General features: G+C 60.3%; 19 protein-coding genes. 17 read left to right on the forward strand and 2 right to left on the reverse strand.

The features are described from left to right. Window positions 1-185 precede the first annotated feature (185 nt). The 8 genes from WBQ96_RS02640 to WBQ96_RS02675 all read left to right on the forward strand — a co-directional run bounded on the left by WBQ96_RS02640 (window position 186) and on the right by WBQ96_RS02675 (window position 7,836). Window positions 186-869: a GntR family transcriptional regulator gene (locus tag WBQ96_RS02640; protein WP_165116933.1), complete on the forward strand. Its 684-nt coding sequence runs from the start codon at window positions 186-188 to the stop codon at window positions 867-869. Window positions 870-891: 22 nt separating this feature from the next. After that, entirely contained in the window at window positions 892-1,728 is an 837-nt protein-coding gene (locus WBQ96_RS02645; protein WP_312857856.1) for an ABC transporter permease, read from the forward strand. After that, window positions 1,725-2,522, forward strand: coding sequence for an ABC transporter permease (locus tag WBQ96_RS02650; protein ID WP_165116929.1), 798 nt, complete (start codon window positions 1,725-1,727; stop codon window positions 2,520-2,522). The genes WBQ96_RS02645 and WBQ96_RS02650 overlap by 4 nt, the downstream gene beginning before the upstream one ends. Before the next feature lie 30 nt (window positions 2,523-2,552). Continuing rightward, a complete protein-coding gene (locus tag WBQ96_RS02655) occupies window positions 2,553-3,587 on the forward strand; it encodes an ABC transporter substrate-binding protein (protein WP_165116927.1) in 1,035 nt (344 codons plus the stop codon). Between the two features lie 86 nt (window positions 3,588-3,673). Further along, window positions 3,674-4,807 (forward strand): ABC transporter ATP-binding protein, encoded by a 1,134-nt coding sequence (locus tag WBQ96_RS02660; protein ID WP_165116925.1) that lies wholly within the window; start codon window positions 3,674-3,676, stop codon window positions 4,805-4,807. Further along, complete coding sequence (locus tag WBQ96_RS02665) at window positions 4,804-5,499, forward strand: RraA family protein (protein ID WP_165116923.1); 696 nt, start codon at window positions 4,804-4,806, stop codon at window positions 5,497-5,499. The genes WBQ96_RS02660 and WBQ96_RS02665 overlap by 4 nt, the downstream gene beginning before the upstream one ends. Further along, on the forward strand, window positions 5,492-6,211 hold the full coding sequence (locus WBQ96_RS02670) for an HpcH/HpaI aldolase family protein (RefSeq protein WP_165116921.1): 720 nt from the start codon (window positions 5,492-5,494) through the stop codon (window positions 6,209-6,211). Before WBQ96_RS02665 ends, WBQ96_RS02670 begins: the two co-directional genes overlap by 8 nt. 23 nt (window positions 6,212-6,234) lie before the next feature. Continuing rightward, window positions 6,235-7,836, forward strand: coding sequence for a 5-guanidino-2-oxopentanoate decarboxylase (locus tag WBQ96_RS02675; protein ID WP_336546631.1), 1,602 nt, complete (start codon window positions 6,235-6,237; stop codon window positions 7,834-7,836). 95 nt (window positions 7,837-7,931) lie between these two features. Here WBQ96_RS02675 and WBQ96_RS02680 read toward each other — a convergent pair whose 3' ends face one another. Together WBQ96_RS02680 and WBQ96_RS02685 are read right to left on the reverse strand one after the other, a co-directional pair. Continuing rightward, window positions 7,932-9,464: a GMC family oxidoreductase N-terminal domain-containing protein gene (locus WBQ96_RS02680; RefSeq protein WP_165116917.1), complete on the reverse strand. Its 1,533-nt coding sequence runs from the start codon at window positions 9,462-9,464 to the stop codon at window positions 7,932-7,934. A 51-nt stretch (window positions 9,465-9,515) separates the two neighbouring features. After that, a complete protein-coding gene (locus tag WBQ96_RS02685; RefSeq protein ID WP_165116915.1) occupies window positions 9,516-10,193 on the reverse strand; it encodes a FadR/GntR family transcriptional regulator in 678 nt (225 codons plus the stop codon). A 224-nt stretch (window positions 10,194-10,417) separates the two neighbouring features. Between WBQ96_RS02685 and WBQ96_RS02690 the strand changes: the two genes are divergently transcribed. The 9 genes from WBQ96_RS02690 to WBQ96_RS02730 all read left to right on the forward strand — a co-directional run bounded on the left by WBQ96_RS02690 (window position 10,418) and on the right by WBQ96_RS02730 (window position 19,574). Further along, entirely contained in the window at window positions 10,418-12,046 is a 1,629-nt protein-coding gene (locus WBQ96_RS02690) for a GMC family oxidoreductase (RefSeq protein ID WP_165116913.1), read from the forward strand. 304 nt (window positions 12,047-12,350) lie between these two features. Continuing rightward, window positions 12,351-13,502 (forward strand): cupin domain-containing protein, encoded by a 1,152-nt coding sequence (locus WBQ96_RS02695; protein WP_336546630.1) that lies wholly within the window; start codon window positions 12,351-12,353, stop codon window positions 13,500-13,502. A 74-nt stretch (window positions 13,503-13,576) separates the two neighbouring features. After that, window positions 13,577-14,704: an LVIVD repeat-containing protein gene (locus WBQ96_RS02700; protein WP_336546629.1), complete on the forward strand. Its 1,128-nt coding sequence runs from the start codon at window positions 13,577-13,579 to the stop codon at window positions 14,702-14,704. A gap of 10 nt (window positions 14,705-14,714) precedes the next feature. Next, entirely contained in the window at window positions 14,715-15,125 is a 411-nt protein-coding gene (locus tag WBQ96_RS02705) for a RidA family protein (protein ID WP_165116907.1), read from the forward strand. 30 nt (window positions 15,126-15,155) lie between these two features. Then, on the forward strand, window positions 15,156-15,779 hold the full coding sequence (locus WBQ96_RS02710; RefSeq protein WP_336546628.1) for a glutathione S-transferase family protein: 624 nt from the start codon (window positions 15,156-15,158) through the stop codon (window positions 15,777-15,779). After that, complete coding sequence (gene fhmpcd1 / locus WBQ96_RS02715) at window positions 15,779-16,708, forward strand: 5-formyl-3-hydroxy-2-methylpyridine 4-carboxylate 5-dehydrogenase (protein ID WP_336547232.1); 930 nt, start codon at window positions 15,779-15,781, stop codon at window positions 16,706-16,708. Before WBQ96_RS02710 ends, fhmpcd1 begins: the two co-directional genes overlap by 1 nt. 3 nt (window positions 16,709-16,711) lie before the next feature. Further along, window positions 16,712-17,266 (forward strand): TRAP transporter small permease, encoded by a 555-nt coding sequence (locus WBQ96_RS02720; RefSeq protein WP_336546627.1) that lies wholly within the window; start codon window positions 16,712-16,714, stop codon window positions 17,264-17,266. Beyond that, the gene (locus WBQ96_RS02725) at window positions 17,263-18,534 is read left to right on the forward strand and encodes a TRAP transporter large permease (protein ID WP_336546626.1); all 1,272 of its coding nucleotides are present in this window, start codon (window positions 17,263-17,265) and stop codon (window positions 18,532-18,534) included. Before WBQ96_RS02720 ends, WBQ96_RS02725 begins: the two co-directional genes overlap by 4 nt. Before the next feature lie 20 nt (window positions 18,535-18,554). Next, a complete protein-coding gene (locus WBQ96_RS02730; protein ID WP_336546625.1) occupies window positions 18,555-19,574 on the forward strand; it encodes a TRAP transporter substrate-binding protein in 1,020 nt (339 codons plus the stop codon). Window positions 19,575-19,576: the final 2 nt, after the last annotated feature.

Below are 19,576 nucleotides of genomic sequence, written 5' to 3' on the forward strand. Positions count from 1 at the left end.
GCTGCAAAACGAAGCCGCTGTATGTGAACTCTTCACCGATATGCATCAGTGCCGGGCTGGGTCGATTGCCGTCCCAGCCCGGCTCATAGCCATTTGACATCTTTCGTTTCTGCGATGGATTGACGCTTGACTCACGCATCCGGACGATAAATATTAAAAATATATTTCTCGTATATGAGCGTGAAATGCCCCTTGGCGAACCGAAGAGACGGCAAAGCGATACCGCCTATGACGGCCTCAGAGCCGCCATCATCAAGGCTGAGCTGATGCCCGGTGCGGCGATTGACGAACGTCAATGCATGGAAATGCTCGGGGTGGGCCGAACGCCGCTGCGCGAAGCGTTGCAGCGGCTTGCGCAGGAAGATTTGCTGCTTGCCGTGCCCCAGCGTGGCTACTTCGTTTCTTCGACCTCAGCGGCCGATTTTTTCCATCTCAATGAATTCCGTCTTCATTCCGAAGCGCTGGCGGCCCGCATGGCTGCGATGCGGATCGACGATGCTCAGCTCTCGGAATTCGATGCGTTGATGGAAGAGGCGCGTGCAGGCATAGCCGAGCGTCGCATGGAGATCGAATGGCATCTCGGCGTCGATGAGCGGATGCATCGGCTGGTCGCCCGAGCGAGCGGCAATCCATACCTGGCCCAGTCCCTGAACAGGCTCTACGCGCTTTCAGTGCGCAGTCTTTACGTCGCGCGTGTGCCGGTCACTCTCATTTTCGACGAACTTGAGAATTTCGAGGCGATACGCGATGCGCTCGCGGCGCGCGATCCCGATCGCGCCGAGATCGCGATGCGTGATCATCTGACGGTAAGCGTCGTGCAAATGGTTCGGCCGGCGGGCGTGCCTTCCTCCAAAACGGCGGGCCTGTGAGATGAGGAACCGGCGGCAGAATGTGATTACGCTTTTGCTGCTGGCTCCGTCTCTGGTGATGGCTATCCTTCTGCTGGCCATTCCGCTTCTGGTGGTAATTGCCTACAGCTTTGCCGGGCGCGATTCCTATGGCGGAGTGGTGACCGGCTTCACGCTGGAAAGCTACGTCGAATTGTTCCAGCCGGCCTATCTGCCGATCTTCGTCAACTCTTTGAAGATCGCAGCAATGTCGACGGCAGTCTGCGTTCTCATCGGTTATCCCATCGCCTATTTCATAGCCTTCCGCGCCGGCAAGCATTCGGGATTGCTGCTTGCCCTGCTGCTCATTCCGTTTTGGATCGACTTCATGATCCGCATGTCGAGCTGGATGGTCCTGATGGGCCGCAACGGCACGATCAACGGCGCGCTCACCGGTGCTGGGATCATCGATGAGCCGATCAGGATGATCGGCACCTATCCCGCCGTCATGGTCGGCATGCTCTATGCCTTCCTGCCGACGACCGTACTGCCGATCTACGCCGCGCTCTCCGGCATCAACAGGCGCCTGCTGGAAGCCGCCGACGATCTCGGCGCGGGGCCGGTCGAGGCCTTCTGGCGCGTGACGTTCCCGCTGTCGCTTCCGGGCGTGATGGCAGCGATGCTGTTCGTGTTCGTGCCAGCCATGGGCGTCTACGCTATCCCCGTGCTGCTCGGCGGTGGCAAGAGCATCATCCTCGGCAACCTCATTGTTCAGCTCTTCCTGGATTTCCGAAACATCCCGCTGGGGGCTGCGGTCTCCGTCGTCATGCTCGTGCTGTCGTCCGTCATCATCGTCTTCTACATGCGCATGCTGCGCCGTCTCGAGGAGGCGCACGCGTGAAGCTTTCCCGTATTGCCGGCCTCTACGTTCCGATCGTCACCATCCTTGGCTACGTCTTCCTGTTTGCGCCGCTCGTCGTGCTCGTCATCTATTCCTTCAATGCCGGCCGCTCGACCGTCGTCTGGACTGGCTTCTCGATGGACTGGTATGTGCAAGCCCTGAACGACCGGGGTCTGCAGCGCGGCCTTCAGGTCAGCGCCATCGTTGCCGTACTTTCGGCGATCATCAGTACGGCGATAGGAACGAGTGCAGCACTTGCCGTAATCAAGCGCCCGTTTCCGGCCAAGAACCTGTTCTCCACGCTTCTGATCGCACCGCTGGTGCTTCCCGAAATCGTGCTGGCGGTCGGGATGCTGGTGGCGACGGTGTGGTCGGGCCTCGCGCTTGGATATCTCACGCTGGTGGCCGGCCATGTACTTGTCTCCGTACCGTTCACATTCCTGATCGTGCGCGCGGCAGCCGCAACGCTCGACCCACGGCTCGATGAAGCCGCGGCAGATCTGGGAGCGCATGGCGGACAGATATTCATGCGCGTGACGCTGCCCCTGCTTTTGCCGGCGATCCTGTCGGCAACGCTTCTTTCCGCGATCATCTCTTTCGACAACTTCGTGATGTCGACCTTCGTTTCCGGAGTCGGCACGACGCCGCTGCCGATCCAGATCTACGCAATGCTGAAGACCGGGCTCACGCCGAAGATCAATGCGCTCGGAACGATGCTTATCGGCGTCAACGTGCTGGCCATCCTGCTGGTGATGGGACGCTACCTGAAGACCGTCCGGGGCACCGGACAATGAAGAAACCTTAATAAGAAAAGGGGAACTGCAATGCTGAAATACGGAATGCTTCTTGCAACGACGAGCCTGCTTCTTGCCGGAACTGCGCTTACCGCATCGGCCGAAGAGCTTCATATCTATGCCTGGGCAAGCGAATTGCCTCAGGAGATCGTCGACGACTTTGCCAAGGAAACCGGCATCAACGTCACGATGGACACCTACGATTCCAACGAGACGATGATGGCGAAGCTGTCGGCGGGCGCTTCCGGCTACGATCTCGTTGAACCCAGCCAGTACACGGTGCAGGTCCTGGTCAAGCAGGGTCTGCTGACGGAACTCGACCATGCCAAGCTGCCGAACCTCTCCAATCTGGGTGCTGCCTTCAAGGACGTCTCATACGATCCCGGCCAGAAGTTCAGCGTGCCTTATATCTGGGGCACCACCGGGCTTGCCTATAACGAGGATTGCGTCAAGCAGCCGATAACCAGTTGGAAGGCGATGTGGGACCCGCAATATGAGGGCCGCGTCTATATGCTCGACAACATGCTGGCGGCCTATATCGCCGGCCTGCAGGTCAACGGTCTGCATGCCGGCACCGCCAATCCCGAGGAGATCGAGAAGGCGACCCAGTCGCTGATCGAGCAGAAGAAGATTCTCGGCGGATACAACAGCAGCAACTTCGGTGAACTCGTCGCCTCCGGTGAGGCCTGCATCGTGCAGGCATGGAATTCCAACGTCACCCAGATTCTCGATGAGAATCCTAAGGTCCACTACGTCATTCCCGAGGAAGGCGGTTCGATGTGGATCGATGGCTTCGCGATTCCGAAGAACGCCAAGAATGTCGATGCCGCATACAAATTCATCGACTACATCATGAAGCCCGAGGTGGCCGCCAAGGCCGCGAACCTCAGTAAGTCCGCCACCGTCGTCGATGCCGCCAAGGCGCTGCTGCCGAAGGAAGTCGCTGAAAACCAGGCCATCTATCCGCCAGCGGACAAGCTGAAGAAGGTCGATTTCATCCTCGATGTCGGCGATGCGATGAAGCTCTACCAGGACGGCTGGACGAAGGTGAAGACTGCCCAGTAAGCTCTTGAATTTGCTCCGTGACAGGTCGGCCACTAGCTGGTCTGTCACGGATTTACTTTGACCCGCCATCGGGGACAACATTCCCAATGCCTAACGACAAAAAGAGCGAACCGGACAAAACCGGGCGCCCAGCCGTGGAACTGGTCGACGTCTGCAAGGTGTTCGACACCTCGGCCACGCCTCCCGCCTATGCCGTCGATCATCTCAGCCTGAAAATAGCTTCAGGCGAGTTCTTCACCTTTCTCGGCCCCTCGGGTTGCGGCAAGACCACGACGCTGCGGATGATCGCAGGATTTGAAAGCCCGACTGCGGGGAAAATCCTGCTGGAAGGCCACGACGTTTCGGGGCTGCCGGCGCATATGCGAAACACCAATACGGTCTTTCAGAGCTACGCACTGTTTCCGCACCTGTCTGTTGAAGACAATGTTGCCTTCGGGCTCGCCGTGAAACGGGTGCCGCGCAGCGAACGCGGCGACCGGGTCGCGGCAGCGCTGGATCTGGTGCGCATGCGCCACGCCGCCGGCAGGAAACCATCGGAACTTTCCGGCGGCCAGCAGCAGCGTATCGCGTTGGCGCGGGCACTGGTCAACGAGCCCTCCGTTCTCCTGCTGGATGAGCCCTTCGGCGCTCTTGATCTCAAGCTTCGGCGCGAGATGCAGATCGAGGTCAAGGAGATGCAGCGCAGGCTCGGCATCACCTTCATCTTCGTCACGCACGATCAGGAAGAAGCGCTGACGATGTCGGACCGCATCGCCGTGATGAGCACAGGCGTGGTTCGGCAGATTGACGACCCCGTCGGCATCTACGAGCGCCCTACCGATCGCTTCACTGCTGGCTTCATCGGCGACATGAACATGCTGTCTGCGACAGTTCTGGAGCGGCAGGATGGTGTCGTCGAAGTCCTGGCCGCCGACACGCGCTTGAAACTGAAAACCAACGCTGAGCTGCCGGCAGGCAAGGACTGCACGATCGCCATGCGTCCGGAAGCACTGACCTTCATGCGCGATAGCGCCGACGATGCAGCCTTTGCCGGCAAGGTGGAAAGCGCCGTCTATGTCGGTACGGACCGCCTCTACAATATTCGTCTTCAAACGGGCGAGGCAATGACGGTGAGGGTCCGCAACAGCCGGGCCGACAGCGTGCTGCGCATCGGCGAGAAGGTCAGCTTGTTCTGCCCTTCTTCAGCCATCCATCTTCTATCAGATCAGGACAAAAAATGAGCATAACCTCCTACCGCATCGGCGACGTTTGCGATCAGCTCGATCCCGCACTTCTGGCGCGCTTCGCAAAGGTCGAGGCCGCGACCGTCGGCCACTATCTGCATGACCGCTTCATGCGCACTGACATACGGCCGCTGATCGATGGCGTGCGGATAGCCGGCACTGCCGTAACCGTCTCCATCGCCGGTCCGGACTCGACGCTGCTCTATTATGCGATGGATCGCGTGAGGCCCGGCGACGTGCTGGTCATCGACCGCTGCGGCGACAAGCGCCATGCCCCGTGGGGCGGCTTCATGGCGGCCGTCGCGAAGGTGCGCGGGCTGGCCGGCGTCATCGTCGATGGTATGATCACCGACCCGGCAGCCATCCGCGCCGCCGGCGTGCCGACATGGGCACGGGGTGTGTCGCCTATCACCACTAAGCTCCTGAATTTCGGCGGCGGTTTCAACATTCCGGTCGCTTGCGGGGGTGTTGCGGTCAACCCCGGTGACGCCGTGCTTGCCGACGATTGCGGCGTGCTCGTGCTGCCGCCCGATCAGGTGGCGGGCATGACCGATGTCGCACTTGCGGACCAGGAGGACGAGGGCGGCTGGATCAAGCGCATCGAGGCTGGCGAACGGCTTCAGGATCTCGTCGATGTCGCCGCAATGATCGCTGAGCGTAACAAGCAGGACCAGATTTCCCATGGCTGATACAATAGAAAACTTCATGGTCTGGCTTTCGACCCCGCATCAGGCGATGCTGGAGATTGCTCACGATATCGGTTACCGGCATATCGTGATGGATATCGAACACGGGCTGTTCGACCTCGAGGCGACGGACCGCATCGTCGCGCTCGGCAAGGCGCTGGGCATGAAGATGCACGCCAAGGTGCTCGGGCCGGAAGCGATCCCGATCCAGCAGGCGCTGGATATGGGCTGCGACAGCGTCATCATTCCGCATATCGGCGATCTCGAACATGCACGCCGCGTGACCCTGTCAGCGAAGTACCCGCCGCTGGGAAACCGCAGTTTCTCGGGCACGCGGCCGGCACGCTACAATGTCGTCTCGCCGGACTATTACGAGCGCGAGAACGCAAACACCCGCTGTTATCCGATGGTGGAATCGGCAGCTGCCCTTCGCGATATCGAAGCCATTCTGGCGCTGCCGACAGTCGACGGCGTCTTCGTGGGCCCGAGCGATCTGTCGCTCGACAGTGGTCGTGGCGCATACCGTAACACCGACGAGGACAAGGCCGATATCCGGCGCATCGCTGCGGCGGCGAAAGCTGCCGGTAAGCCGTGGATCATGCCGGCCTGGACGCGTGCCGAGCGGACTCATGCTGCGGAATTGGGCGCATCATTGCTCGTCGTCGCTGATGAATTCGGTTCAATCATGTCGGGTTTGATGGACGCCGCCCGCTGAAGTAATGCAAGGAAGCACCTGAAATGACAGACAAAATCTCCTGCGGCAGCCGGCTCATGCAGTTGCTGCGTGCCTACGGTGTCGACACGCTTTTCGGCATGCCCGGCGTCCATACGCTCGAAGCCTATCGTGGCATGGACGACGCCGGCATGCGCCATATCGGCGTGCGTCACGAACAGGGCGCGGGCTTCATGGCTGACGGTTATGCCCGCATGTCGGGCAAGCCAGGCGTCTGCCTGCTGATCTCCGGCCCTGGCGTCACCAACGCCGCGACGCCTCTCGGCCAGGCCTATTCCGACAGCATTCCAATGCTGATGATTTCGAGCGTGGCAGCCACCAAGGATCTTGGCATGGGCCGCGGTCGGCTGCACGAAATTACCGACCAATCGCAGGTGACTGCGCCGCTGACGGCTTTCTCTGCGATTGCCACCAGCCCGGATCAGGTTCGCGAATATGTGGCTCGAGCTTTTGCGCTGTTCGAGTCCGGTCGCTCGCGTCCCGTTCACATCTCGATCCCGCTCGACGTGTTGACTGCGATTGACGACAAGCCGGTCACGCGCCGCGCCGCGCGAGGCAGCCGCGCGCCGGCCAGCGCCGGAATTGCGGATGCCACCAAACTTCTTGCGGAAGCAAAGCGTCCCGTGATCATAGCCGGCGGCGGCAGTGTCCGGGCTTCGTCCCAGCTCGTCGCATTGGCCGAGAGACTGGGCGCGGCGGTGGTTCCGACCATCGCCGGCAAAGGTGTCATCGCAGACTCCCATCCGCTCGCGCTGGAGGCGACGCTCGATCGCCCGGCCACACAGGCAATGATCGCCGAGGCCGACGTCGTCCTTTGCATCGGTACGGAGCTTGCCGAACCCGACATCTGGCTCGACGGCCCGCTGCCGATGAACGGCAAGATGATCCGCATCGATATAGACCCCGAGGTGCTGGTTCGCGATTACGATGCGGCGGTCGCTATCGAGGCGGATGCAGCTCTGGCGCTTGCCGATATTCTTGCCGCGCTGCCCGCGAGCATACCAAGCAAGGAAAGTCACAATCAGGTTGCGCGCATACGCGCGGCGGAACGCGAAGCCTTGACGCCACTGGAGCGCAAGCATGTGAAAGTGCTGGACGCGCTTCGGCGCGCCATGCCGGACGATGGCGTTGTCTATTCCGATATGACGCAGCTCGCTTACACCGGATATGCCTTCTATCCCTGCGCTGGTCCGCGCCAGTGGATATTCCCGGCCGGCTACGGCACGCTCGGCTATGCGTTGCCGGCAGGGATCGGCGGCAAGATCGCAGCCCCCGAGCGGCCGGTCATGGTCGTCGTGGGTGACGGCGGTTTCCAGTTCACACTGCAGGAGCTTGGCACTGCGGTCGAGCAGAAGCTGCCGATGGCAATCATCCTGTGGAACAATGACAGCCTCGCACAAATCCGGGACGGCATGATTTCACGCAAGATCCCGACGATCGGCGTCAACCAGCATAACCCCGATTTCATCAAGCTGGCCGAAGCCTATGGCTGCCGCACAGCGTCTCCGCAGTCCATCGAGGCGCTGGAACAGGCTGTGACCGCAGCCCTTGCAGCGGATCGGCCAACTGTGATCGAGGTGCGGGAATCCGCCGGTTTTCTTGCGTGAAAGCAGGGAGGCTCTGTCGTTCTGGCAAGGAACGGCAGAGTTTTTCAGCTGCTCGAGCAACCAGAGTCTTGCATCTTCGGGTCTCTCGCTTTGGGTCAGGCTAGATCGAGTGCCGCCCACGTCTCTGCAATCGCAACCACGGCCGCATTGATGGGCCCGCTCGGGATTGCCGGTATGACGGAGGCATCGACAATGTATACGTTGTCGATGCCGTTCAGCCGAAGATCAGGATTCACGACGGCATGCTGATCCATGCCCATTCGGCAGGTGCCGGCGGGATGATGATGGGTGGAGGCGGCTCTGGCGATGAAGGCGTCGAGTTCGGCATCCGATCGCACGACCAGACCGGGGAGCACTTCTGTGTCGCGCCATTCGTCGAGAGCAGGCTGACTGCCGACCTCGCGCGCGATCTTCAGTGCTTTACGGAAGGTGAGGCGGTCATGTTCCGTCTCGAGATAATGCGGATCGATGATTGGACGGTCGGTACGGTTTGGTCCACCGGGCAGAATGTGGCCACGGCTTGTCGGATGGGTTACCCCACACAGGATTGTATATGCGGTGCCGTAAGCGGGCGCGTTCAGGCCCTCTGCCGCTGAAGGTGCTACGACGCAGCCGAGAACGATGTCCGGCACGCCTGTTGAACCAGAGAGGTTCTCGCTGTTCAGATACATCAGCGATTCCGAATGCTGAAGGCGTGAAGGTGGAACGGGTTTCTTCGAGCGATAGACATTGCCAAGCGCCAGGAGATGATCTTGCAGGTTGGCTCCGATTTCCCTTCGTTCGCTAATGCATTCGATGCCCGCCTGTTTCAGAACTGCGGGGTCACCGATGCCCGATCGCATCAGGATGAGCGGCGTTGAGACTGCGCCAGCACAAACCACGATCCGATCCGCCGATATTCTTTCCGTCACGCCATCGATGACGCAGATGACCGCCGCCGCCTGGTCGCTTTCTATGACCAGATGCTCGACCTCATAGCCGGTGAGCAGTGTCAGATTTTTGCGGGCAAGGACATCGGCTGTCAGATAGGCGTCTGCGACGCTGAGCCGACGACCGTTGCGGATGTTGAGGGAATTGGGCGTCGTGCCGATCAGTTCGCCGCTGTTGTGGTCGGTAAGCGTGGGGATACCAAGCGAATTGCCTGCCGCTATATAGGCACGAACGACGGGGCTGACTTCTTCGTCGGGCAGTTGGACATCGAGCGGACCCGAGCGACCGCGTGTCGGTGCGTCGAACGTGATAAAAGCTTCGCTGCACATGAAACCGGGGAGCAAGCCTTGATAGGACCAGCGCTCGCCGCCGGCCTCCTTCCACGCGTCAAAATCGGCGGGGTGTCCCCGCACATAGGCCATGGCATGGAGACAGCTCGACCCGCCGACGATCCGTCCTCTCGGCCATTCGTGAATTCGGTTCGCGGTATATGGCTGCGGAACAGTGCGATAGGCCCAGTCATAGTCACGGCCTTGTAGTATCGTCCACTTCAGCGGATCGGCAATATCGGGATCGGAAGGCATCTGGCCTGCCTCGATCAGGCCGACATTGCAGGTTTCGTCTTCGCTCAGCCGGCTGGCGATCACCGAGCCAGCCGAACCGGCGCCGATAACCAAAACATCGAAATGTCGAGCCACGAGTTCCCCTTCCGCGCGAAGCCGGATCGCTATTTCAGGTTTGAGATGAGGTCAGGCGGCGAAAGCGCCGGCGTTCGAACGTTCGGTGATCTGTTTCTGCACGGAAAGCAGATGCGCGCGCATGGCGGCCTCCGCCGCTTCCGGGTCGCGCTGGGAGATCGCCTCGGCAATCAACCGGTGTTCGGCATCGCGCTGGGCGATACGCTTGGGGCAGGTGGGCTCGGCGGTGCGGGCGATCTTCATGCGGGCGTCGACGCCAACCTGCCTGAGCATCTTGTAGAATTCGCTGGCCAGATGATTTCGCGCGGCCCCGACGATCGCAAGGTGGAACGCCAGGTCGATCTGGCCGGACGAAGCATTCTCCGGCGTGGTGGCCGCTTCCATGATGCGCGCGATCTCGAAAGCGGAAGCGCGCAGCGATGCCAGACGCGCCAGCCCGGGCTCCATGATCAGGCGCAACTCCAGGACCTCGATCGGATTGGTCACCCTGACCAGCTCCTCGCCATATTTCGGCATTGCGGTCGGCGCTCTTCTGGCGCGCACTGGTCCCAGGTCGCCGGCACGCCGCATGGCATCGAGCGCCTTGCGTAGCTGGTGGCGCTTGACGTTCAGGAGGTCGGCGAGATCGCGCTCCGAAGGCAGTTTGCCGCTTTCTTCCTGAATCTGCCGAATGGCCGAGATGACGTCGTCGACCTCGGACGGGACGATGGTTGGCTTGAATGCAGTCAAAACAAAATCTCCTGAATCCGTTTGTGCGGACGACCGCCAGCGAAGAGGTGCTTCAGTTATAATATAACGCGGCACATGAAGGAAACCCATGTTCAACCAATTCAACCAAATTAGCTGGATATCTTGTGGTTGACAACCTCAGTTGAGCAGTGGTTGACTGAGGTGGTCGGGAAATGGCCGACGAGCCCCGCTAAGAGGGCGATCAATCATCCCGGGGAACAAGCATGCAAGCAGGCGAGACCTATGACTATGTCATCGTGGGAGCGGGGTCGGCAGGTTGCGTGCTGGCCAACCGCCTGAGCGAAGATCCGTCGGTTTCTGTCTTGCTGCTGGAGGCGGGGGACTGGGATCGCGATCCGATGATCCATATCCCGCTCGGCTGGGGCAAGATCCTTACCGAGCGCCGGCATGACTGGATGTATTTCTGCGAACCCGAAGCCAATGTCGGCGGCCGCAAGGTCGAATGCGCGCGCGGCAAGGTCATTGGCGGTTCTTCATCCACAAATGCCATGGCCTATGTGCGCGGCAATCGCGGCGACTATGATCGCTGGGCTGCGAATGGCCTGCTCGACTGGTCCTATGAACGGGTTCTGCCCTACTTCAAGAAACAGGAAAGCTGGGAGCGCGGCGCGGACGACTACCGCGGCGGTGACGGTCCGCTAAGCACCCAGTTCTGCCGCTACAAGGACGGTTTGATCGAAGCTTTCGCAACGGCCAGCCGCGAAGCGGGCTATCCCCAGACCGACGATTACAATGGCGCTACCCAGGAGGGTTTCGGCCGCCTGCAGATGACGATCGAGAACGGCCGCCGTTGCTCGACGGCTTCGGCCTATCTGCGCCCGGCCATGCGCCGGGGCAATGTCACCGTGCTGACCAAGGCGATGGCGACGAAAATCCTGCTGAAGGACGGCAGGGCGGCAGGCATTGCCTATAGCCGTGACGGCGCGCCTTTCCAGGCCTTTGCGCGACGCGAGGTTTTGCTGGCCGGTGGCGTCATCAACACGCCGCAACTCCTTATGCTATCTGGTATTGGCGGCGGTGAGGAGCTTTCCTCATTCGGCATCGAAACCAAGGTCGACCTGCCGGGAGTTGGCAAGAATCTGCAGGATCATGTCTCCGTCATCCTGATGTATCGCCGCAAGGAGCCGGGTCCGTTCCTCAAGATGATGCGCGCCGACAGGATCGGCCTTGATTTCGTGAAAACCTATCTGACGGGACGCGGCTTTTCCGGAGATGTGCCAGGCGGGGTGGTCGCTTTCCTGAAAAGCGACGCCAGCCGGCCCTTGCCCGACGTGCAGTTGCTTTTCACCGCGGCACCGCTTGCGGCCTGGCCTTACATGCCGCCGTTCAAAGCGCCTTTTGCCGATGGTTTCGCGACGCGCATCGTGGCCGTGCAGCCGGAAAGCCGTGGCAGCGTCAAGCTCGCTTCGGCTGACCCGTTGGCCGCGCCTCTGATCTACCAGAATTTCCTGTCTTCGCCGCGTGATTGGGAATCGTTGCGCGCCGGTTTTCGTGTCGCGCGCGACCTCGCGGCTCAGCCCTCCATGAAGCCGTACATCGAAGCGGAGTTCTTTCCCGGGCCCAACTGCCAGAGCGATGACGAGATCGACGAACACATTCGCAAGACGTCGATCACCGTCCATCACCCCGCCGGCACCTGCCGCATGGGCGTCGACCGACAGTCGGTCGTCGATCCGGAATTGCGCGTTCGCGGCGTCGGCGGGCTGCGCGTGGTCGATGCATCGGTCATGCCGGATCTCGTTTGCGGCAACATCAATGCGGCGGTCATCATGATCGCCGAAAAGGCGTCGGATTTGATCCGACAACGGGTCGAGCAGAGTGTCGCCGCCTAGCGGTTGACAATCGGTTTTCAACCAAAAAATGCTTTTGGTTGAAATTTTAGGAGTTTTTGGTTGACACATCGGGGCGCCCCGATGCGTACGCGTTGATTCACGCATTTTCTCGAAAAAACACCAAGTATTGGTACAAATGGCTAAATTTTTGATCGCCGTGCATGTAATTTGGGCGACTTTCTGACTAAAGTCTGGCTCAACCAAAAAATCCAAAAATTGCTAAATAAGGGATTGTGGACGAAAACCAATCCTAATACGGTTGAGTTGGTTAAACGATCTGTCCTCCAGTTCCGAGGTGTCTGAAATGTCCGTGGCGCAACCAGCAAACGATACCATCACCAACAAGAAGGCCGCCCTCAAAGGCCTTTACGACGACCTCTACTCGAAGAACATGTTCCCCTTCTGGGCGACCAGCGAAGGTGTCGATCATGACGAGATCAAGCAACTCATGGCGACGTCGAAGGCCGTTCCGTTCGTCTGGTCCTACACGGATATCGAACCGCTGCTGCAGCGCGCCGCCGAACTCGTCACCATGGACGACAGCGAGCGCCGCTCTTTGATCCTCGTCAATCCAGGCCTTGCGCCCAAGCGCGCCTCGGTTAGCACCATGTACACGGCCTACCGCCTGAACGATCCAGACGAGATCATGCCGCCGCACAAGCATTCGCCGAGCGCCATCCGCTTCGGCCTCACCGGCAAGGGTAACTTCACCGGCGTCGAAGGCGAGGACGTAGTATTCGGCCCTGGCGACATGGTTCTGACCCCGAACGATGCCTGGCACAATCACGGCACGGTTGGCGGTGAGCAGGCGGTCAATCTTTCCATTCTGGACCTGCCGCTTGTCGAAACGCTGCATGCCGTTCATTTCGATCACAAATACACCGAGATGGTGGACGGTAATGAAGTCGAGAAGAAGGTACAGACCGCGCGCTTCCCGAGCGATTATTCCCAGCGCATCTATGGTGAAGGCGGCTTGATGCCGCGCTTCGTCGACCACAAGCGCGGCGGCGGACTGTCTTCACCAATGTATGTCTACCGCTGGGAAAAGATGGAAGCCATCCTCGACGCCCACAAGGATTGGGATGGCGATCCGCATGAAGGCATCGTGATCGACTATGTCGATCCGACGACCGGAGGCCCTGTCTTTCACACGATCAACTTCTACGTCCAGATGCTTCGTCCCGGCGAAAAGACGCTGCCGCAGCGCGAGACGGCCAGCCTGCTTCTGTCGCCGTTCCGCGGCAACGGCCATTCGATCATCGACGGCAAGCGCTACGACTGGAACCAGTTCGATACGATCGCCATCCCCGGCGGTTCGTGGGTGGAGCACGTCAACGGTTCCTCGACCGAACCGGTGATCTTCTTCGGTGCAACGGATGCTCCGACCCAGAAGGCGCTGCTTCTCTACAAGCGTTGGGGTCGCAACCAGGCCGGCGATCTGCTGCGCCTCGTTTGATCCCGTAAGCATAGCCGCGCGCGGTCCTGCCGCGCCGGCACTTAAGTGACGCACCAGCAAGAAGGCGTACGCATTTGGTATCCGCGTTCAACACAAAGCATATCGGCCATGTGGATTGCCCCGGCGGCGGCCAGGTCTGGGTCGACGGCAACATCCTTTACATCGGCCACATGCGGCCGCCGAGCGGCACGACGCTGGTCGACATTTCCGATCCGCGCAATCCGAAGAAGATCGCAACCGTCGATGTACCGCCGGGCTGGCATTCGCACAAGGTGCGCGCCAAGGACGGCTTGATGATCATCAATCACGAGCGCTTCGGCAGTGAAGGACCGGCCGATTTCGGTGGTGGTTTGGCGATCTACGATACGACCAAGCCGGAACAGCCGAAGCTGATCTCCAAATGGATCACCGGCGGCAAGGGCGTCCACCGTTACGATTATGACGGCCGCTATGCCTATATCTCGCCGACCGCCGAAGGCTATGTCGGCAATATCGTGATGATCCTCGATCTGATCGACCCGGTGAACCCGGTCGAGGTCGGGCGCTGGTGGATACCGGGACAATGGACCGGCGGCGGTGAAGAATATCCGTGGCACGACTATGTTACGCCGCGCTGCCATCATCCGATCCGCATGGGCGACCGGCTCTATGTCAGCTACTGGCATCACGGCATGTTCATTCTCGATATCTCGGATATGAGCCGCCCGACGCTTATTAGCCATGTGAATTCGAGCCCGAGCTTTCCGCACCCGACCCATACCTGCCTGCCCATCCCGCAGCCGTTGAAGGGCCGCAACATCATGGTGGTGGCGGATGAGGACGTGGCGAAGCTGCGACCCTCGCCGCCGTCCTTCAGCTGGATCTACGACATAACCGACGAGACCAACCCGCTGCCGATTTCGACCTTCCAGGTTCCCGGCCTCGATCCGGACGGCGCACCGCAGCCGCCGATGACGGGTTGCCACCAGCCCTCGGAACGCTTCACGGGCTCCATCATCCCGTTTGCTTGGTTTGCGCAGGGGCTGCGGCTGGTCGATATCGCCGACCCGTTCGCGCCGAAGGAGGTCGGGCATTTCATGCCGGATGCACCTGCGGGCGCGGATCGCGCTTCGTCCAACGACGTGACGATAGACGATCGCGGCATCGTCTATCTCATCGACCGCATCCGTGGCGTCGACATCATCGAAACAAGCGTTCTCTAGGAGTTCGGCCATGTCCGACAGCACGAGAAAATCCGCCACCCACTACGCCATCGGCAAGAAAAACCCGAACCTGCCGTTTCATCCGGCGGTGCGCGCCGGCGACTACATATTCGTTTCCGGTCAGGTGCCGAAGGACGAGAACAACAACATGATCTCGGGCACGATCGAGGAAGAGACGCTGGCGACGCTGAAGACGATCGAGCGGGTGATCGCGCATGAGGGCGCAACGCTTTCGGATGTCGTGCGGATCACAACCTATCTCGAGGATACGCGCGACTTCGGCCGCTACAACAGGGCCTTCCTCGAAGGCATCGGCGACGCCGTGCTCGCCCGTACGACTGTCGAGGCAAGAGCCGTCATCAACACCAAGATCGAAATGGACGCCATCGTCTACAAACCGCTCGCGGCGGGCAAGGCGTAAGCCAGACAAACCATCGAGGAGACGCAGGATATGTATAAGCTTCTAGGCCGCCAGACTTCGGGCAACGTTCAAAAAGTGCTCTTCATGCTGGAAGAGCTCGGCGCGCGCTACAAGCGCGAGGACTATGGCCGGCAGTTCGAGAACACCCAGACCGCCGAATACAAATCGCTCAATCCGACATCGAAGGTGCCGACGCTGGTCGATGGCGATGCGGTGATCTGGGAATCGAACACGATCCTGCGCTACCTCGCGGCTTTCGGCGGCGAGCATCTGACTGGTGCTGCGCCTGCCGAAAAGACCGAAGTCGAACGCTGGATGGACTTCCTGCTGGCCGCGGTCAATCCGGGCTATCTCGCGGCGTTCAAAGGCGCGAAGCTTCCGCCGGAAGAGCAGACGGCCGAGTACAAGGAGCAGGTTCGCGACCTTGTCGCCCAGCTCAAGATTGTCGACGGTCATCTTGATGGCAAGGATTTCCTGGCGCTCGACAAGCTGACCCTCGCCGATATCGCCTGCGCGCCGATCCTCAAGCGCTGCGTCGACTTCAAGATTGAGCGGCCCTCATTGCCGAACCTCGAGCGCTGGGTTGCTGCCATCGCCAAGCGTCCTGCGTTCCTCGTCGCTACGGGTGCGGCACAGTCGACGAAGGCTGCATGATGATCAAGCGCGTCGCCCTCATCGGATTGGGAACGATGGGCCCCGGCATCGCCGCGCGACTTTCGCGTGGTGGGCTGGAGGTTGCGGCGTATGATATTTCGGAAGCCGCCATCGAGCGTGCCCGCGGCATGTTCGATATTGCCGGAGGCGTTCTCGACCGTCTCGACATACAGGCACCTGCCGAAGGTGCCGGTGCGGTGCGCTTCGTGCGCAGCATTGCCGAGGCCGTAGAAAGTGCAGATCTCGTCATCGAGAACGTGCCGGAAAACATCGATATCAAGGCCGAGACCTATCGCGCTATCGATCCGCTGATCGGGCCTTCGGTGATTGTCGCGTCCGACACATCAGGTATTCCGATCACCAAGCTCCAGGCGCATATCTCGCATCCTGAGCGCATGGTCGGCATGCATTGGTCGAACCCGCCGCATATCGTGCCGATGATCGAAGTGATCGGCGGCGAGAAGACCGCTCCCGAAACGGTCGCGACCATCCGCGATCTGATACGTTCAATCGGCCTCCTTCCGGTGGTGGTGAAGAAGGACGTTCCCGGCTTCGTCGAGAACCGCGTGCTCTATGCGCTGTTGCGCGAGGCGGTCGACCTGGTTGAGCGTGGTGTTATCGAGCCGGAAGATCTCGACACCTGCGTTTCCTGGGGTATCGGCTACAAAATTGCGGTGATCGGGCCAATGGCGCTGCTCGATATGGCGGGCCTCGATATCTACAAATCAGTTTCGTCTTTCCTCAACGCCGATCTTTCCAACCGCGACGATGTCGCGCCGATCGTCCTGGAAAGAACCAGCGCCTCCAAGCTCGGCATCAAGTCGGGCGAGGGCATGTTCTCCTACACGCCTGAGAAAATCACGGCGTTGCAGGGCGAAAGAGCGAAAAAACTGGTCGCCGTGCGGCGCATCCTCGAAGGCCGGGAGTGATCGATGCAATCGGCTGTGAGGGAGACACAAGGCCGTAGCAGATTGGGGGAGAGCCTGCCGCAGGTTGCGGAACGCACAGGCAAGGCCCTTCACTGGATTCTGGGTGTTGCCCTTTTGATTGTCGTCGGCATCAATGTCGTCAACGCGACAGGGCGTTATTTGTTCGGCTTCTCGATGACCGGCACCGACGAGCTGATGGTCTACACCATCATCTGGGTGGTGATGGCCGGCGCGATCCTGTCGCTGGCGAACCGCGACCACATCAGCGTCAATCTCCTGCCGTCCTATGCGAAGGGCCGCTTCAGGCATCTGCTGCACATCATCCATGACCTTGCCGGCGTATTGGCCTGCGCTTATGCGACCTATGCCTCCTACGGTTTCGTCACGAAGATCGGACGGCTCGGAACCACGAGCATGGGACTCGGCATTCCCATGACCATCCCGCATGCCGCGCTGCTTGTCGGTTTTGCCGGGCTGACGGTGACTGCGGCGATCATGCTCGCGCGCGATCTCAATGCATTTGTGCGCAACGATTCGCATGAGGAGCCGGGCGCATGACCGCTTCCCTGGCCATCCTTCCGGTTCTTCTATTGGCGCTCGGCACGCCGGTATTCCTGGTCTTTCTCGCAGCCGTTGCAGTCACTTTTTTCTTCGTGCTGCCGACGCCGCCGGTTGCCTTGCATCAGGTTCTGTTCGGTGGGTTCGACAACTACGCGCTGCTTGCGATCCCCTTCTTCGTCTTTGCAGGCGAATTGATGGGAACGAGCGGCATCGCCTCGCGGCTGATCACCTGGGTGCTGGCACTGGTCGGACGTCTGCCCGGTAGCCTTGCGGTTTCCACGGTCGGCGCCTCGACTGTCATCGGCGCCATTTCCGGCTCCAGTGTCGCGGCGGTCGCAGCCCTCAGCAAGACGCTTTATCCCAAGCTGGTAAGCTCGGGTTACGGCAAGGAACGCTCTGCCGGACTGCTCGCATCCAGTGGCGCGATCGACATCGTCATACCACCCAGCATCGCCATGATCCTCTACGGCCTTGCCGCCGAGCAATCGATACCGCGGCTGTTCATGGCGGGTGTTATCCCCGGGCTGCTGATGGCGCTGATGATGTGCATATTCGTCATAGTCGTCGCCATCGTTCTGAGAATCCCCGTAGTCGGGCGATTCGATCCCAGGGAAGCCTGGCTCGCGACGAAGAACGCGATTGCAGCGCTTCTGATGCCCGTCTTCGTCCTCGGCGGTATCTACAATGGCTGGTTTTCGCCGACTGAAGCCGGTGGCTTTGCCTGTCTCTATGCCATCGTCGTCGCACGCTTCGTCTATCGCACCATGAACTGGGCCGATATCATCCGCGCTGCCGGAAACTCGGCGATGCTGTCGGCGCAGATTCTCATCATCGTTGCCACCGCTGGTGTCGTGACGTGGGTGCTGACGACACAGGGTGTGCCGCAGGCGATCGTCGCCTGGATTCAGGCGCTCGACATGAACGCGATGACTTTCTTGCTGGCGGTCAATGTCGTGCTGCTGATCATCGGCTGCTTCCTCGACCCGACTTCCGCCATCCTGGTGTTCGCGCCGCTGCTGGTACCGATTGCGATTTCGCTGGGCATCGACCCGATCCATTTCGGCATCATCATGACCGTCAATCTGGCGATAGGCATGTTCACGCCGCCCTTCGGTCTGAACATCTTCGTCGCCCAGTCCGTCACCGGGTTGCCTGCTCACTCGCTCTACAAGGGAGTTCTGCCTTTCGTTGCCGTGCAGGTCGCTGCACTTCTGATCATCACCTATGTGCCGGCGCTTTCCTTGATGCTCGGCCAGTCGCTTTAAAAAAGAAAATGGGGAACGTGATGCTTTCGAAACTTCTCAAGGCCGCCGCTTTTTCCACGGCTTTGGTCATGCTGCCACTGGCAATGGCATCCCAGCCGGCTGCCGCACAAAGCACGATGAAGCTGGCATCGGCGACGATCAATGACGTCCAGCATGAATGGCAGAAGGTTTTCGCCGAGGAATTGAAAACCCGCGTCGGCGATGCGGTAAAGACCGAAATCTACCCGGCAAGCCAGCTCGGCGCGATCCCGCGCATGGCCGAGGGCGTGCTGCTCGGCACCATCGAAGCATTCACCACACCGACCTCCTTCATGACCAATGTCGATCCGCGCTTCCAGGCTTTCGATGTTCCGGGCCTGTTCAAGACGCCGCAGGATGTCGACAACGCAATTCATGACCCCGAGTACCGCGCGCGTCTCGAAGAAATGTTCCTCGACAAGGGTCTTCGGGTCATCGGCGCGATCTACAACAGCCCCACCGTCGTTTTCACGATGAAGCCGGTTACTACTCTCGATGGGCTGAAGGGCCTGAAGATCCGGACGTTTGCGTCGCCAATGCAGATCAAGCCGATGGAACTGGTCGGCGCCACGCCGCTGCCGCTGGCATTGACCGAAGTCATCCCGCAGCTCGAAGCTGGCGGCCTCGACGGCATGCTGGTCGGCATGCCGATCCTGACGGCGTTCAAATATTACGATGTCGGCAAGAACATCACCGATCTGCGCTTTGCCGAGATCGTCTCCGTCACCGTCGTCAACGAGGACTGGTTCCAGTCGCAGACCGACGAGGTCAAGAAGGCTATCGTCGATGCGGGCCGCGCCGCCGAGACTTCGGTGTTTCAATGGGGTGTCGACAATGTCCAGAAGACCTATCAGGTCTGGGCCGACAATGGCGGCGTGATCAACAAGCTGTCCGACGAAGACCAGGCGAAGATGGAAGGCGAATTCCATACGCTCGCCGGAACGCTTGTCGATGCCAATCCGGCCGTGAAGGAAGAGTATCAGCGCCTCAAGACGCTGGTGGATGCGAAGGTGGCGAAATGAAA

Origin of the sequence: Mesorhizobium sp. CCNWLY176 (assembly GCF_037153935.1) — a bacterium.
GTDB lineage: Bacteria > Pseudomonadota > Alphaproteobacteria > Rhizobiales > Rhizobiaceae > Mesorhizobium_M > Mesorhizobium_M zhangyense.

What these genes read in the sequence shown, in the direction of transcription:
- WBQ96_RS02710 (WP_336546628.1), top strand. Translation starts at nt 15,156, where the DNA reads ATGTATAAGCTTCTAGGCCGCCAGACTTCGGGCAACGTTCAAAAAGTG.
- WBQ96_RS02665 (WP_165116923.1), top strand. Translation starts at nt 4,804, where the DNA reads ATGAGCATAACCTCCTACCGCATCGGCGACGTTTGCGATCAGCTCGAT.
- WBQ96_RS02655 (WP_165116927.1), top strand. Translation starts at nt 2,553, where the DNA reads ATGCTGAAATACGGAATGCTTCTTGCAACGACGAGCCTGCTTCTTGCC.
- WBQ96_RS02640 (WP_165116933.1), top strand. Translation starts at nt 186, where the DNA reads ATGCCCCTTGGCGAACCGAAGAGACGGCAAAGCGATACCGCCTATGAC.
- WBQ96_RS02695 (WP_336546630.1), top strand. Translation starts at nt 12,351, where the DNA reads ATGTCCGTGGCGCAACCAGCAAACGATACCATCACCAACAAGAAGGCC.
- WBQ96_RS02670 (WP_165116921.1), top strand. Translation starts at nt 5,492, where the DNA reads ATGGCTGATACAATAGAAAACTTCATGGTCTGGCTTTCGACCCCGCAT.
- fhmpcd1 (WP_336547232.1), top strand. Translation starts at nt 15,779, where the DNA reads ATGATCAAGCGCGTCGCCCTCATCGGATTGGGAACGATGGGCCCCGGC.
- WBQ96_RS02705 (WP_165116907.1), top strand. Translation starts at nt 14,715, where the DNA reads ATGTCCGACAGCACGAGAAAATCCGCCACCCACTACGCCATCGGCAAG.
- WBQ96_RS02660 (WP_165116925.1), top strand. Translation starts at nt 3,674, where the DNA reads ATGCCTAACGACAAAAAGAGCGAACCGGACAAAACCGGGCGCCCAGCC.
- WBQ96_RS02675 (WP_336546631.1), top strand. Translation starts at nt 6,235, where the DNA reads ATGACAGACAAAATCTCCTGCGGCAGCCGGCTCATGCAGTTGCTGCGT.
- WBQ96_RS02690 (WP_165116913.1), top strand. Translation starts at nt 10,418, where the DNA reads ATGCAAGCAGGCGAGACCTATGACTATGTCATCGTGGGAGCGGGGTCG.
- WBQ96_RS02730 (WP_336546625.1), top strand. Translation starts at nt 18,555, where the DNA reads ATGCTTTCGAAACTTCTCAAGGCCGCCGCTTTTTCCACGGCTTTGGTC.
- WBQ96_RS02725 (WP_336546626.1), top strand. Translation starts at nt 17,263, where the DNA reads ATGACCGCTTCCCTGGCCATCCTTCCGGTTCTTCTATTGGCGCTCGGC.
- WBQ96_RS02720 (WP_336546627.1), top strand. Translation starts at nt 16,712, where the DNA reads ATGCAATCGGCTGTGAGGGAGACACAAGGCCGTAGCAGATTGGGGGAG.